Origin of the sequence: Streptomyces sp. NPDC090025, from assembly GCF_044748125.1 — a bacterium.
Classification (GTDB): domain Bacteria; phylum Actinomycetota; class Actinomycetes; order Streptomycetales; family Streptomycetaceae; genus Streptomyces.
This window is the reverse complement of sequence record NZ_JBIVFL010000008.1, coordinates 236,015-251,861: the sequence shown is the minus strand read 5'-3', so window position 1 is coordinate 251,861 and position 15,847 is coordinate 236,015. Positions and strand designations below refer to the sequence as shown.

1 protein-coding gene (only partly in view) is annotated in these 15,847 nt (G+C 73.6%); it reads left to right on the top strand.

Going from position 1 to position 15,847, the window contains the following annotated elements:
* Nucleotides 1-15,847, top strand: the end of a protein-coding gene (locus ACIPXM_RS20630; RefSeq protein ID WP_401657333.1) for a hypothetical protein. 35,804 nt of this gene lie to the left of the window's left edge; 15,847 of the gene's 51,651 nt are visible here — the last part of the coding sequence; the start codon falls outside the window, past its left edge; the stop codon is at nt 15,845-15,847.

Sequence of the window (15,847 nt, the reverse complement as noted above, 5' to 3'; positions counted from 1 at the left end):
CCTCGGCGCCCAGGAGCACCTGCACGCCCGGATGGAGTACCGGCTCGTCGCCACCCGGTCCTCACGCAGCCCCGTACCGCTGGGGACCGACCCGGCCACCGCCCACGGCTACAGCGGGCGCACCGCCCGGCGGACGATCGAGAACGCCCACGCCCTGCTGGTGATGCCGGCCGGGCTCGCCCAGCGGATGCGCGACCAGGGGCCGGGCCGGGGGCGCGGCTCCGCCGAGTCCGACGACACACCCGCCCAGGCCGGACCCTCGCGGCTCTCCCCGGTACCCGAACGGCTCTCCCCGGTGCCCGACGGCACGGGCGCCGACGGACCGCACCCCGCCACCCACCCGGCCGACGGCCTGGGCCACGCCGTCCTGCACGACATCCCCGACCTGCGGCCCGCCGTCCAACAGGCCCGCCGGACGCTCTTCCGCGAATTGGACGTCGAGCACGCGGAGCTCGTCCTGACACGGCTGTACGCCGCGCTGGGCACCCGACAGGGCGCCAAGGCCGCGATGGAGCCGATGGTCTCGGGCGTGCTGCGGCTCGTGGTGCCCTACCGGGGGGCCCTGTCCACGGCGCTCGCCGCCGTCACCGCCAAGGTCGAGCTGACCGCCCCCCGGTACACCGGCGACAGCGACACCCTCCACGTCCTGGAGGGCAAGAACGTGCGTCGTGAGGACACCGCGTACGCCACCTCGTACGCCTGGTCGCACTCCGGCAACGTCGGCTGGAACTACGGGCGGACGCCGCACGACCCGACCCAACCGGTCGTGGACGGCGGTGGCGGTGTCGGCGCGGGCGCCGCCTACGCGCGCGGCCGGTCGCTGAACTCCTCGTACGGGCAGACGCGCAGCTCCGGCCTGCTGCACGTGGACACCCCCGCCCTCGTCGCCTACGACGTCCGTGTCACGATCACCCTCGACCACCACTGGGCGGCGACCGCGTCGACCGGCATGATCGGCCCGGTCCTCTCCCTGGTCGGCAAGCAGCGCCGGCACACCCTCGTCGACACCCGCCTCGACGAACCGCTGGTCCTGGCCCACGCACAGCACGCGATGCGGCCCGAACCCGCCACGGGCCCCGGCCGACCCGCGCCGACCTCGGTCCCCGCGCACCGGGCCGGGCCCCGCAGCGGGCTGCGACCCGCCCCCGAAGACCTCACCGAGGCGTTCATCGGCACCATCGCGGGCCTCCGCGACCTGCTGACCCACGCGGAGAACCTGCTGGCGGAGAACACCGCCCCCGCACTCGGGAGCACCAGCTGGCACGGAGCCCGTGCCCACCTGGAGAGCCGGCTCGCCGCCGTTTTCAGCATGGCCTTCCTGCACCAGCGCGCCGTACACCTGCTCGGCGGCGGCACCGTCCGCGTCCCCCTGACCGTCCCCGGCATGTTCGTCAACGAAGGCGTCACCCTCGTCCTGTCCCTGGACCACGACGACCTGACGCCCACGCACGGCCCCGGTGCCGACCCCCTCACCGGCACCATCGTGAAGGACTTCAGGCGCTCGCACCGCTCCGTCGGCGGCGCCGTCGACGCCGCCCTGCGCCTCACCGGTTCCCTGGGCCTGCGCGCCGGCCTGGCCAGCGAGGGCCCCGACGTCCTGCGTCCCGGCGCCGGCCCGGACCTCACCCGGGGCCGGGGGACCGGGCAGAGCGGCGGCGGTCTCTCCACCATGATGGAGAGCGGTGACAAGTCGATGGGCACCGTCGGCGAGGAACTGGCCGACCCGGACCAGCGCAGGTTCGCCCAGCTGTCCGTGGGCCGCGCCCGCTGGAACATCGGCCTGGAGTGGTCCGACGGCCCCGGGGTCGGCGTCCAGGTCACCGTGGAGCGGGACGCCCTCACCTTCTTCGCCCCCGAGGAACGCGCCCAGCGACTCCTCCGGCTCGCCCCGACTCCCGGCACGGCTGCCACACAGGCCACACAGGCCACACAGGACGCCGAGGACACAGAGGACACAGAGGGCGCCCAGGACACGGGGGACGCGGGGGAGCGTCCCACGCGGGCCGTCCGGAGTGTGATGCCCGGCAGCTGGCTCTCGGGCCGGCCGAGGACGGACCGACGGCAGGGTGCCGCACCGCTCCCCGAAACCGGCTTCACCGGTGCCGGCTCGCCCCGTCCCGAGGCCGAGGCACTGACCGATCTGCGCCCGGACCGGAACCGGCGGCCGGGCACCCGGGTCGACACCCGCCACACCTACCCGGGGGCGGGACGCCCCGAGCCGGTCCCGGCACCTTGGGCGGGCGAACGCGTCCGCTTCCTCGCCGTCGACACCGACGGCGACTCCGTGTCGCTGCGCGGCGAGGACGGCGTCGTGGAGCAGTACGCCCCCGACCAGGCGGCGGACCGCATCATGGCGGCGGTCCGGCCCGCCCACGCGGCCCGACCGGCCCCCGAGGCGTTCGTCCTGATCGGGACCGGGGGAGCGGAGGGGCTCGACGACCTCGCCGACCACCTCTCGTACCTGACCGACACGGCGGTCTGGGTCGCCACCGGACGCTCCCACCTGGAGACGGGCCAGGACGGGACCGTCCGCGTCCACACCGGACCGGAGACCGCATGGACCCGTGTCACGCTCCCACGGTCCGACGACGCCCCCGGGCCGGGGACGGAGGTACCCGCACCCGACGAAGCCGCCGGGGCCGCCGGCACATGGACGCGCCCGACGCAGGACGACGTCGTCGACTTCGCCATGCGCACGATCACCGAGCACGCCCAGAACCGCCCCGCGGCGGCGCTCCACGCGAGGACGGCTCTGGAACGCGCGGCGGCGGAGGGACCGGCCGCACGGGAGGCGCTGGCGCTCCGCCTCGCGGCGGAGACCCCGCCGCGCGATCTCGCGGAGGAGGGACTGGCGGATCTCCACCTCACGCCCGAAGGGCTGGCGGAGCTGCGGACACGCGTCCGCGAGGCGCTCGCCCAGGAACCGGTGTGGGAGCGGGTCGGTGCGGAGCGGCAGGACGCCGCGGTGCAACTGGTGACCCACGAACTCTGGTTCCACGGAGCCGGGCCGGCGGAGAAGCTGGCCGCCCAGCTTCGGGACGAGGAGGAACTGCGGACGTCGCTGCCGGACACCGAACAGCTCAGGGAGGCACTGGAGGAAGCCTACGAACTCATCGACGACACCTATGCGCAATGGACTGCGTACCGCCTCAGCGACTCCGAGCGGCACCAGAAGCTCATGTCGGTCGCCCACGCGCTGCACGGGCCCGAAGGCGATCCGGACGCGGCCGAGGACCGGGTGGCGGACTGGGCCGCGGAGCACCCCGGTTCGCTGACGACGGAGACGTTCCAGATACGGGTGATGGACACCGCCGTCCGGCACGCCAAGGTGTTCTCGATGCTCGCGCACGACGACTACTTCAACCGGGTGACACCCGCCCGATGGAAGCGGCACAATCCGGACCGGGCCGGCCTCCTGCTGCACATCACCTCGCGGCACCCGGAGACGGGCGAGCAGGAACACGTCGGGCCGAAGAACCACCAGTGGCGCGGCCCCACGGCCTATCTCGAACTGCACGCGACTCCGGACAGCTTCATGCCCGCCACCCGCGAACACGGAACGGTCGAGGTACCGCCCGAGACGATCACGAACCTGCTGCGGCGGATGCCGGAGTTCAGGGAGTTCATGATGTCCTGGCGACTTCGCGGCACCGAACCCAACATCGTCATCGCCGGCTGCTCGGCCGGCGAGGAGACGCTCCTGGCGACCCAGGCCGCGCAAGCGGTCGCCGACGCACTGGACAGCGACGCCACCTACGCCGCGCCGTACCTGCTGGCCGTACTGTCGGGAGGTGAACTGGCCGTCATCTCGGACGACCCGGACATCCCCGATGAGCCCTTCATGCGTTTCTCGGCTGCTGTGCCGGGGCGGAAGCGGGTGGGGGTGGGGTCGTCGTTGTTCTCGGGGGCGATCTCGTTGGACGGGCCGGGGGATGCGCGGATGCGTTTTCCGTTCGTGCCGGATCGTGTGCTGGCGGGGTTGATCGAGGATCGGACTCCTGGTGGGCGGCCGTTCGTGGTGCATGCGGGGGGTTTTGGTCCGCATGTGAGGATGTACGACCCGGTGGCCAGGGCCTTTGGTGCGGACGTGGACGCGCGGGAGTTGGCGGGGTGGGTGCGTGGGACGCCGGATGCCGAGGGGCGTTCGTATGGGGAGGGTCAGCCGGTGGTGCTGGTCTGGGACAACGCGGGTGTGGGTGATGTGGCGGAGGTGGCGCCGAGGGGTGCTGTGGACGCGGGGGAGGTGTTGTCGCGGACGCCGAGCATGGCGGAGCTTCTGGCGGGTGAGTTGGGCGCGTATGTGTTCGCTCCGATGGGCCGGGTGCACCAGGGTGCGGATGACGGCGGGTTCTGGCCGGTCCTCGGGGTGGATCGTCCGGGGGACGTGGTGCGGACCGGGGACGAGTCCTGGCAGCCCTGGCAGGCGTTCCCGCCGGCCCGTGACACCCGGGCGGGTGCGGCGCCGTCGCCCGCGCCGGTGTCCAGCGCGTTCACTCCTCCGGAGGGCCCGCTGTCGGTCGATCCCCGGTCGGCCCGGTGGCTGCGGCACCGGAACGTGCACCTCCAGGGGAACGCGGCGCCGCCGCTCCTCTTCGTCCCGCCGACCGGCCCCCGCTCCGCGCACCCCCGGTTCAACCCCCTGTCCGCCGAAGCGCCGCTGAGAGAGGTCGACTTCACGACGATCCGGGCCAACCCGGAGGGCACCGTCGTACCCGTGTACCGCCACGACGACGGCCTGCTCTTCGTCGACCTGGACACCGACGACCCGGGGCTCCTGGACCACCTCTTCACCAACGGCTTCCCGTCGCCCGAGGAAGAGGACGCCCTCCCGGACCTGGAGACGTATCTGCTCGACCCCGACGCCGTGGGCTACATCGCCACCACCCGTTTCGAAAGCCTCCGCGACATGCCGCAGGACGCCGCCGTCCGCCTGCTCGTCGACGCCCCCGGCGGATTCGACGTCCTGGCGACCTTCCCCGGAACGGAGTCGACGGAGAACGAGCACGCCGTGCTCCACCCGGACAGCATCGCGCCCCGGTTCATCGTCGGCGCGGAGATCGTGAACGGCGCGGAGCCGGACCCCGGGACGGGCGGGTACACGACGCCGGTCGTCTTCGTACCCAACCCGCACTACTGGCCCTCGCACCGCCCGGCGATCACCACCACGGCGCTGCCCGTGGAGCACGTACGCGGGGCACTGCGCCGACTGCGGGACGCGTCGCCCGACGCCTTCACCGAGACGTGGGCCGCCGCCGAGCACATCCTCCGCGACCACTTCCCGGACGGGCCGACGGCGGCCGCCCGACGCGACTGGGCGCGCCCATGGGTGGCCCACGCCCTGCACACCCACGGTACCCAGGGCCCGGACATCGCCGAGCAGGTGGCGGCACGGCTGAAGGACCGCCTGGACCTCGCCGCCCCCGCCACCTCCCCCGAGCAGACCCCCGCACCGCCACGGATCCGGCCGCAGACGTCCGCTTCGCTCCCGCAGGCGGCCGAGCGGCGGGCGGAGATCGTGGCGGAGGTGCGGCGGAAGGTCGCGCCGCGCGTCGCCCGGGTGCTGGACCCGCAGGGTCTGGAGCGGACGGTCGCGGAGGTGCTGGCCGCGCACCGGGACGGGGAGTCGGGGCCCGGGCGGCCGTCCCCCACCGGACTCTCCGAGCAGGAGTGCCTGATCCTCCTGCACGCGTTCCGTGACCGCCTCTTCCCGCAGGGCGTGGCCCCCGCCGGACCGCGGGCCGTGGACGACGGCGTGCTGGACGTCCGCCCGCAGGAAGGCCCGTTGGCGCTCGGCGAGGGCTGGCGGCGGGTCGGCTCCTGGACGTCGGTGGCGAAGGCGGTGGCGGACACGGGCCCCGGCAGCGTGGCGTTCGTGCTCGCCCGACGCGTCGACGGCAGGGGACACGCGTTCGCCGCGTACGCGCTGCCCGCCGCCGACGCCTCAGGGACGCCCACCATCGTCTGGGTCGACGTCCAGGCCTCCCGGGTCGGCGACGCGCCGCCGGCCATCGCGCCCACCGAGGCGCGAGCGGTGGTCGTCGACGGAGCGGCCCGGGTCAGGCCCGGCGCGCTCGCGGAGCATGTCGAGTCCGCCGCACCCGCGCACGCCCTGATCGACCCCGCCCGCGACCGCGAGATGGGGAAGATCGGCTGGGAGACCGAGTTCGAGTACGTCCTCGAAGGAGAGGGTCTGGTCGCCAAGCAGGTCGTGGCCGTACACCCTGACACCCAGTTCGAACTCCTCGCCGAAGAACGCGAGTTCTTCCGGGGTCAGGACGGCGTCCTCTACCGGACGCGGGAGGAGGCCGTCGCGCAAGCGGGGGGCGAACCGCGCTCGGAGGTCCGGCTGATCACCGAGCTGGTCACCTCGCCGCTGGCCGTGCTGGAGCAGGACGGCCGATGGGTGGAGGGCGACGTGGGAGTCCGCCTGCATGTGCGCACCCGACAGCTCCTGGAGCGGGCCGACCGGGAAGGCGCCCTGCCGCTCGCCGAGGTCCTCACCCCGGAGGAGGGCTGGGAGATGACGCGGGAGACGCCGGTGCGGGTCCTGCCCTCTCCCGCGGGTCCCGGCCACGGCGCCTACACCCAGTTCACCGTCGGTGTGCCCGACGCAGGGCTGAGCCTCCTGCTCCGGCAGGTACGGTCCCACCTGGAGGAGCCGTGGCTGGGCCGGCTGATGGACGGAGGGCGCGACTTCGCGGACCGCGTGGCCGCGCGGTACGCGCAGCGGACGCTCGACCGGCCGGTGACACCGGTCCAGGCCCTGTTCCTGACCGATCTCCCCGGTCTGGAGGCGCTGCACGGCTACGCCTGGCTGGCCTTCAACCACGTCGCCGCGCTCGGCCAGTGGAAGAGGAGCGGGCGCGGGAGGCTGGTCAAGAACATGCTTCCGGCGGCGTCCCGGACCCCGCTCGACGTCCTGCGCGATTCACTGGACGGAAAGGTGAAGGCATTTCTGTCGGACGACGAAGCTGCCCTCACGGCCCTGTTCGAGAGCCAGGCGCACGAGCTCGGCGACGTGACGCGGGAGTTCTTCCCCGAGCACGCGCACGCCACGCGGCACATCCTGCGGGAGAGGTGGAACGGCGGAACGGTCTCGACCAAGGACTACTGGGAGACGGTCCTCCTCGGAGCCGCCCGCTCCGGGGTCCGCGTCACCCAGTTCGCCATGATCGGAATGGAGGACTACCCCGATCTGGACACCAACGGCGGCGAGAACGCCGATGTCCCGATGGCGTTGATCGAACTCCGCTACTACAGCGTGGACCGCGTCCACTTCGATCCCGCCACGGCCCACCCGGGGGACAGCCGTGTGTACTTGACGGACAGCGCTCTGCGAGCGGCCTTCGACGAACTGGGCGAGCTCGCGGTCACGGCCTACGAACGGGCCGGACGCCACCGCCTGTCGCCCGCGTCGGCCGTGGACATTCTGGACCATCGCCTGGTCGCCGGGATGGCGGAGGTCTTCTCCCGCACGGACGGCCTGGTCATGCCCGGCTCCGATGGTGCCCCGCGCGCCGTTCTGCCCGCCCCCGACAAGGCACTGCTGGCCGCCGACGTCTCCGCCCATCTCATGTCCGCGCCGCTCCGGACACCGGAGATCAGCCGACGGCTGGAAGAGCTCTACAGCGACCTCGCGTACGGGAAGGCCGCCCTTCCCGCCGCGGCCGCCGACGGCCGGGCCGCTTTCCAGCAGGCCGCACGCACCGTGCGCGAAGCCCTCCGCGACTACCAGCGGCCGGGGTCGGCCGCGGAGCCGGGCTCGCCCGGCACGGTCTCGATCCGGTCCGAGGACTCGGCCTCGGACGGCGAGGCCGCAGTGGTCGCCCACCTGGAGCGGCTGTGGAGCGCGGAGTTCGAAGGCACCCTGGACCTGGACTTCGTGGCTGGTGTCGTGCTGCACCTGCCGCCCGGCGGCGAGGTGACCGAAACCCACCGCATCGCCGTGCTGGACCTGGTCGAGTCGGTCGTCGTCGAGGGCCGGGCGGCCGAGCTGACCTCCCTCGCGGACCTGGCCCTGGAGCACCTCATACCCGTGCTCGGGACGGGCTCGCTGTTCCTCGACGCCCACGGCAGGCCCGGCCGGAACTGGGAGCGCGAGGACACCCCGGCGGACCTGAGCACACTGGTCACCGACGAGGTCCTGGTCCCCGACACCACCGTCGACATGCTCCGGTACGACGTGCTGGCGCCCGCGCCCTGGGTCCGCGCGAACGGCCACGCCTACCCGGTCATGCTGCGAAGGGACGCGTCCGGACTTCTGCTGCACCACGAGGGCGTCGACCACCACCTGGGCGACCAGGAACTGGCGCGGCTTCTCGCCCTCGACCCCGAACTGGCACGGCAGCCCGACGACGTGCACGTGGTGCTGGCCGGATCCGGCACCGGCGGCGGTCCGTTGGTGGCCCCCCGCGCGGTCGCCCACGCCGTGGGCCGGCCCACCTGGTCGTACACGAGCACGCTCTTCCGGCGCGAGGTCGTCCAGCAGGGCGCGGACGGCGTGGAAAGCACCCGACTGCACCTCGGGGCGCACCGCGAGGACCGCCGGACGGTGCCGGCCGGCACGTGGGCCAGGTCCGACGCCGGCGACAGCGGACTCTTCCCCCTCGCCACCGGGCCCGACCCCATGATCAGTGAGACGGTCGTCGACCGCGACGGGCGGGCCATCGGCCGGACGTCGCTGGAACCGGAGTTCTGGGCCGGGACCCAGCGCTTCTTCGCCACGCTGAACTCCGTGCGCACGTACGGTGTCATCAACGCCGCCGGCGACGAGATCACCGACACCGGCCGTCCGCTGCCCTGGGCCCAGAGGGGAGAGCGGCCGTACTTCTTCAGCGCCCACTCCAGCAACCAGACGGTGCGGATCCGGCGCGTCGACGGCCGCGCGAACCCGGTCGACCGAGGCGACTTCGCGCAGGTGCTGCGCCGTCGGCCCAGCCTGTCCGGACGCCCGCCGGCCGACCCCGTCGTGCTGCTCGCCTGCGACGCCGAGCGTCCGCGCCCCGAAGAGGATCCGCTCACCCACCTCACCATCGGCGGAGAGCTCGCCAACGAGCTCGGGCGCCGGGTCTACGGTGCCAACACCCGGGTGTCGATCCTGACGGAGGGGCGGACTCCGGACGGCGGCGCCCGCGAGGCGACCCTCAACCTGCGCGGCGACGTCCCCGAACCCCAGTGGATCGAACGGCGACCGGAACCCGGCGCGGCGGAGCTGCGACCGCTGGTCGGCAAGCGGGGGATCCCCGACCTGGACACCGCGCTCCGCCTGGTCCGGCTGGTGCGGCACGTCCACGGGGTCGCCATGGAGGACCAGCCGCAGCTCCACAGCGGCCTGATCGACGTCTACGGGGTCCTGAACGAGGCGCGGAGGGCGGCACCGGACTTCGACGGCCGGCCGCTGACCGCCGCGGCCATGCACGCGTACGCGGTCTCCGTGCTGGCCCGGGACACCGCCGCGCCCGGGTCGGTTCACCCGATGCGGCTGGTGCTGGAGCGCCTCGTGGCCGCCACCCGGCCGGCGCCCGTCCCGGCACGGCCGGAGACCGCCCCCGCCGCCACCGGGGCCCTGCCTCCGATCGTGGACCTGTCCGCGCCCGGGGAGCCCGGGGAGCCGGGGGAGTCCGGGCCGGGCCGGGCCGGGCAGCGGGACATCACCGAGCGCGCCGAACTCCTGGACGCCGCCCTCGCTCCCTTGGACGCCACCGTGACGGAGCTCGTACCCGTCGACTCGGTCACGGACCGGGACCACCTGCGGGAGGCGATCGGCGAGCAGGCCGAGGCGCTGGAGCGGGCGGTCACCCCGGCGGATCTGGACGCCGTCGAATCGCGCCTCGGGCAGCTGTACGCCACGGTGGAGGCGTGGCGGGAGGCACGCAGGGCGCGGCCGGCGCAGTCGGCGGGGCAGACGGCGCTCTCCGGCGAGCTGCTGGACCGGCCCGAGTGGTACACGGATCTGACGGCCCGCGTCGTCGAGACGTTCACCGGTCTGACGTCGCTGCCGACCAGGGCGCACGCCGGGACGGCCGACGCGGACGGTGCCCCGCGCTGGTACCGGGCCCCCGCCCGGGCGGCGCTGAACCTGGCGGTGAACAAGGTCGCCGCCACTTACGCGCAGGCCGCGGCACAGGTCGCCCTCGCCACGGGCAGCGGCCACCTCACCTCCGCGGACCCGCTGGGGCAGGACATCGCCGCACTCGCCCCGGACTCCGGGACGCGCGCCTCGTTCGAGCGTGCCGTCGAGCACCTGAGGGACGCGAAGGAGGCGCTGGAGGGACTGCTCGCGGAGGTCGGCGCGCAGATCGGCGCCCGCGGGGGACGCACCGCGTGGGACGAGGGGGGCGTTCGGGACGGCTGGACACCCGAAGCGGCGTACGCGCCGCCGCGCCACCTGACGGGCGACAACCCCGTCCTGGGGACCGAGGTGCCGCAATGGATCAGGGCGGACACGGTCGACGCGATCCGGGCCGAGATCTGGCGGACGTTGCCCCAGCACCTGCGGAGCGACGCCGACCGGGAGCTGATCGACCGGCACACCACGTCCGAGACGCTGACCCGCAACGCCACGTCGCTGGTCAACGACAGCCACTCCTTCACCGTGCGGGGCCACCGGATCCACGTGCACCTGGGTCTGCGCGGCTGGCGGCAGCTGTCGGACGCGATCGAGATCCGGCTGCGGCAGACCGCCCAGCGGCGCGGAGCCGCCGGACGCGCCTACGGCCACGGCTACTTCGCGGACGCCAACCTCAACGTCGCCTGGGCGATCGAGGAGATGGCGGGCCGCGAGCCGTTCCGGATGGACGCGGTCGAGGACTACTCCGGCTTCCTGACCGTCGTCACCGGCGAGCACGTCGAGACCACCAACATGCTGGTGACGGCCACCGAGGAGCGGACCGTCAAGAACTCCTCGTACCAGTCGCTGCTGTTCACCTACGACGCCGTGGTCGACGTGCGGGTGGAGGAGCCGGCCCGGCGACTCTGGCCGGCGGGGCTGCTCGGCGGCGACCCGGAGCCGCGCGTGTGGCGGGGCGAAAACCCGCCGACGGTGTCCGAGGCGATCAACATCTTCTCGTCGGTGGAGAGCGCCCGCCCCCTCGACGACGCGGCGGCGGCCGGACAGCGGGCCCGCCACGTCGGGGAGCGGAACGCACCGGTGCGGGTACGGGCCCCGTACACCCCGGATGCGGTCACGGGCGCGCTTCCCACCGTGCCGCTGCCGTCGAACTCTGCCGTCGAGGCGTTCCCCGGGGCGCGCGAACTACGGAAGCGGGTCCTGGACCTGGCGGGTGACCTGGCGAAGCCCGGCAGCGCGGCCCGCCGCCGCCTGGAGGCGCAGCTCGGCTACACCGGGCTGCGGAACCTCGTGCACCTGGCCGCGCGCGAGCAGGGCCACGACCTCACCTTCGGCGATCATGACGGGCGCACGCCGGTCTCCATCAACATCCGGCTGAGGCCGCACCGGCCGCGGGTGGTGATCGAGAGCGACACGGCCACCTGGATGGACGTCGACGACCGGGTGACGCGCCTGGTGGAGTGGGCGCTGGCCCACGAGGACTCCATGGACATCCCGCCGAGCCTGACCCTGTTCGCCCTCGACGTCCAGGTGATGTCCACCGACTCGCTCACCCCCTGGCTGTGGTTCTGGGCCAGCCTGGACGCCGAGGCGGCGCACAGCGGCATGGGCATGGCCACGACCGCGATGCACGGCATCCGGTACACCGGCGAGCCGACCGCCGTCACCGAGTTCGCCGTCGACGCCCGGCTCAGCCGCAGCGACCGGCCCCAGGACATCCCGGTCGACGCGGCGGTCGGTCCGCTGTGGCTGCGCACCCTGCGCAAGGACGCGCACCGCTGGGCCGAGCTCCCCGGCCCCGGGACCGCGGACGGCCGGGACGGTCCGGAGCTGCGCCTCGACGAGGGTGTCGGCCTGGAGTTCGGCGCCCTGCACCGCTTCTCCGAACTGGACGGAGCGGACGCCCTGCTGGACGCGGCCACCACCCTGCTGCGGGACCGGTTCCCCGGCATCCTGCCGGACCCGGCGAGCGCACGGGAGGGCTGGACGGAGGGCGCCGTCGGGCGCCTGGTGGCGAACAAGTTCGCGGGGACCAACGAGCGCCAGCTGAAGCGGAAGCTGCACCCGGAGACGCTGCGCATCCACCAGCACGAGCTGTTCTCCTCCGACGGCTACTCCTTCCCGCTGTCGAAGCAGAACGCCTTCGGGCGGTTCGGTGAGGACGTCACGGTCCGTGTGCGCGCGGTCCGGACCGGCGTTCCGGAGATGTCCGCCTGGCTGCCCGACTCCGAGCTGGACGTCAACCACACCGAGGAGCAGGACAACCTGCTCAGCGTCTCGACCGTCCTCGGCGTCTGGGCCGGTCCCCAGGCCACGTACCGCTTCGGGAAGGCCGCCGCAGGCCCCCTGAAGGGCTTCGACACGAGGCCGATGCTGCACGGGCGGTACGTCGACGCCAAGGGCGTCACCGCGGGCCAGGCCACCTACGGCCTCCAGGGGTTCGCCATGGACGGGCTCGCCGAGTTCACCGGCGACAGCGTCCTCCTCCTCACCGTCGAGGGCGTACGCCCGCCGGCCGACGAACCCGCACCGGCCGACCCGGCCGCGACCCCCGCCGACGACACCGCGGCCCCGGAGGGCGACGGCATCGCGATGCGGACCATGCCGGGCACCTGGCCGGGCGGCGAGGACGTCTACAAGCCGCTGCCGCCCGCGCTGCCGGAGGAGCACCACGCCCCGCCGGTCCAGGCTTCCTACAAGGTCATCGTGCCCGTCGACATCACCCACAAGAAGGTGATCGACCCGCTCACCCACGAACCGGTGTGGGTGCCCTACGGTGCCGAGGAGCTGCGGGCCGAGCGACTGGTGTGGTCGGCGGCCGACAGCACCCCGGACGAGGACGCGGCGGCGCCCGCGCCGGACTTCGCGGCACCGCACGCGGCACCGCCCCCGGCTCAGTCCGTGGCGGGGTCCGCCACGGAGCCTCCGGCGGAGTTCCCGCCGGAGATCTTCGTGGAGGCCGCCGGCGACGGTGTCACCGCCGAGATCGTCTCCCTCTTCCAGGCCCTGGGCCAGGACTTCGGTCTGCGCCTGTCGCCGCACACCCGCACCGGCATCGAGCAGGCCGTGGCGGCCGCGGTCGTGGCCATGCCCACCCTTCGGCAGCGCCCGACCAGGATCTGGAAGGGCGAACTCGCCCACCAGCACACCCTGGAATGGGCCACCACCGGACACAAGGTGCACGGCACCGTCGAACTGCGGGCCGCCGTCGAGCGGGTGGAGACCGTCGCCGTACCGAAGGGCTTCGGCACCTACAGCGACGCGGGCGTGAGCACCGCCGCCGAACTCGCGAAGGAGACCACCACCGGCTTCTTCGCCGGGCTGCGCCTGCGCCTGCCGCTGTCGCTCGGCGCACCGGTCCTGCCCCACCAGGAGCCCGGCGGGCACGCCGAGCGCCGCGCCGGGGCGGCGGAGGAGACCGAGCCCGCCGCGCCGGAGCCGTACCAGCCGTGGCAGGTGATGCCGCAACCGCAGCTCACCTACCGGCGGGAGAACACCACCGGACAGTTCACGGGCCGGGGCGGAAACATCGGCCGGGGCACCATCGAGGCCGACACCCTGGCCGTCGGGCGGGCCACGGTCCGCTTCACGGCCACGGTCACGCTCTGGCACACCGACCGGCTGCGGACCTACGGGCGACGTTCGACCACCGGCGACGTCGTCGGCCACGGCCGGACCGTGATGACCGCGCTCCAGGCCACCGGACTCGGCCTGATGCCCGAGCACCTGGAAGTACGGCGTGACACCTCCGTCGCCTACGAACTGCCCCAGGAGCAGATCGGCTCGCTCCAGGCCGAGTCGATCTACCGGGCCCCGGACATCGGCGTGCTCACCGACGCCGTGCACGACCGGATCAGGGCGGAGTACGACGAGGCGACCGCCGACGCCGTCCTCGACGAAGTCGGCAAGGTCCTCGGCCCGTTGAACACCGCGGCCGCCATGGAACTGCTGCCCGACGGACACACCGTCTCCGTCCCGGTCACCCACCGGGCGCGCCTCGTCGTCGAACGCGCCGGCGTCGACGTACCGACCTTCCTGCCCGTCAACCGCACGTTCCACGTCGAGCTGAGGGCCGAGCTGTCCGACCCGGTGTTCACCGGCCTGGTGCCCCGCAGCCGGCACGGCCTGCGATACGGGGCCGAGACCTGGCGCGGCGAGAACAGCAAGCGGGCCGCCCGGCACGGCGTGGACCTCGCACGGGGCTGGTACGGCTACATGCCGTACTCCAGGGCCCTCAACAGCTGGTGGAACAACTTCAACCTCACCCACTACGGCCAGACCGCCCGCAAGGCCGCCCTGACGGAGAGCGAGGAGGCCGCCCTCGGCACCACTCTCGACCGGGCCGCCCACCAGACCGGCGAGTTCGCCCGCACCGTCACCTGGTCCGCCCGCATCACCGAGGAGAGCGCCCCGAGCGCCATGATCGACGCCGCGACCCTCGGCACCCTCCAGGGCGTCCGCGTCCACGACGTCACCCCTGCCCGGACGGGAACGCTGATCACCCGTCACGACGTGTCCATGCTTCGGCTCCAGGGCGCCCCCGGGCCCGCCACGGCCCCCGAGCCGGGTCCCGCCACCGTCAGCGGTACACCCGGAGCCGACCGTCGGACGCCCGAACAGGACGTGCCCGAACGGGACGTGTCCGACCGGGACGTGTCCGACCGGGACGTGCCCGACCTCGAATCCGGGCTCTCCGAAGCCACCCCCGACCCGGTGCGGAACCCCGGCCCGGCCGACGCGCCCGGCATCCCGGAGACTCCCGGCACCCCCGCGTCCCGTGGGCTCGTCCCGCCCCACTGGGATTCCGAGCTGCCCCGGATCACCACCAGGCCGCTCGCCGTGGACGTGCCGCTGTCCTCCGTACGCGAAGGGCTGGACTTCGCCCGCGCCGAGGCGCTCCGGCCGGGGCTGCTCGCGTCGGTCCAGCCGCTCGGCTTCTCCGGCCTGTCGGACCTGCGCGCGAAGGTCTCCCGGCTGGTCCTGCCGGCCGCGGCGCCCTACCCCGCGAGGGTCCAGGGCGCGGGGGACCTCGCCGCGTACGCCTCCGCCCTGTGGCAGAACCACGTCTCCGACCCGCCGCCGGGGTCGGGCTGGTTCAACCCGCGGATGAACCTGCTCCGGCAGGCCGCGGCGGTCGTCAACAAGCCCTTCCTCGGTGCGCACTTCGGCCGACTGGTCACCGACGGCGTCGCCGTGGAGATCGAGGTGCCCGGCCGATTCTCCAGCCTCCGGGCCGACCTGGAACTGATGATGGACGTCACGGAGGTGCGCGAGGGCGGCCGCAGCGTCGACGAGGCGATGCTGAAGAACACCTTCACCCGCTCCACCAGGGCCGGATTCAACACGGAGGTCCTCGAAGGCTTCTTCGCCGGCAGTTGGCTCCAGCTCGCGACACAGCTCGTGCCGTTCGGCTCGCACGACAACGTCGGCCCCATGCTGGGCCTCGACCACCTCACCTGGGACACGGAGGAGGCGCCCTTCAGCGCCCGCGACGCCGAGACCACCGGCCTCAAGACCACCGGCCGCGACCTCACGCTCCTGCACCTCGACGTCGACTGGAAGGCCGCGCTCACGCCGCACAACCCCACTGCCTGGTGGAACCCCGGAAACTGGCTCAACCCGGCGACCTACCGGCCCAAGAGCCGCGAACTCTTCGAGAACGACCTGCCGCGCCGGGTCAGTGTCTGGGTGCCCACCGAACTCAAGCGGCACTTCCTCGACCTCGGCCCCACCCGCCACGGGGACGGAGCGGGGGACGGGTCCGGTGCCGGGGACTGA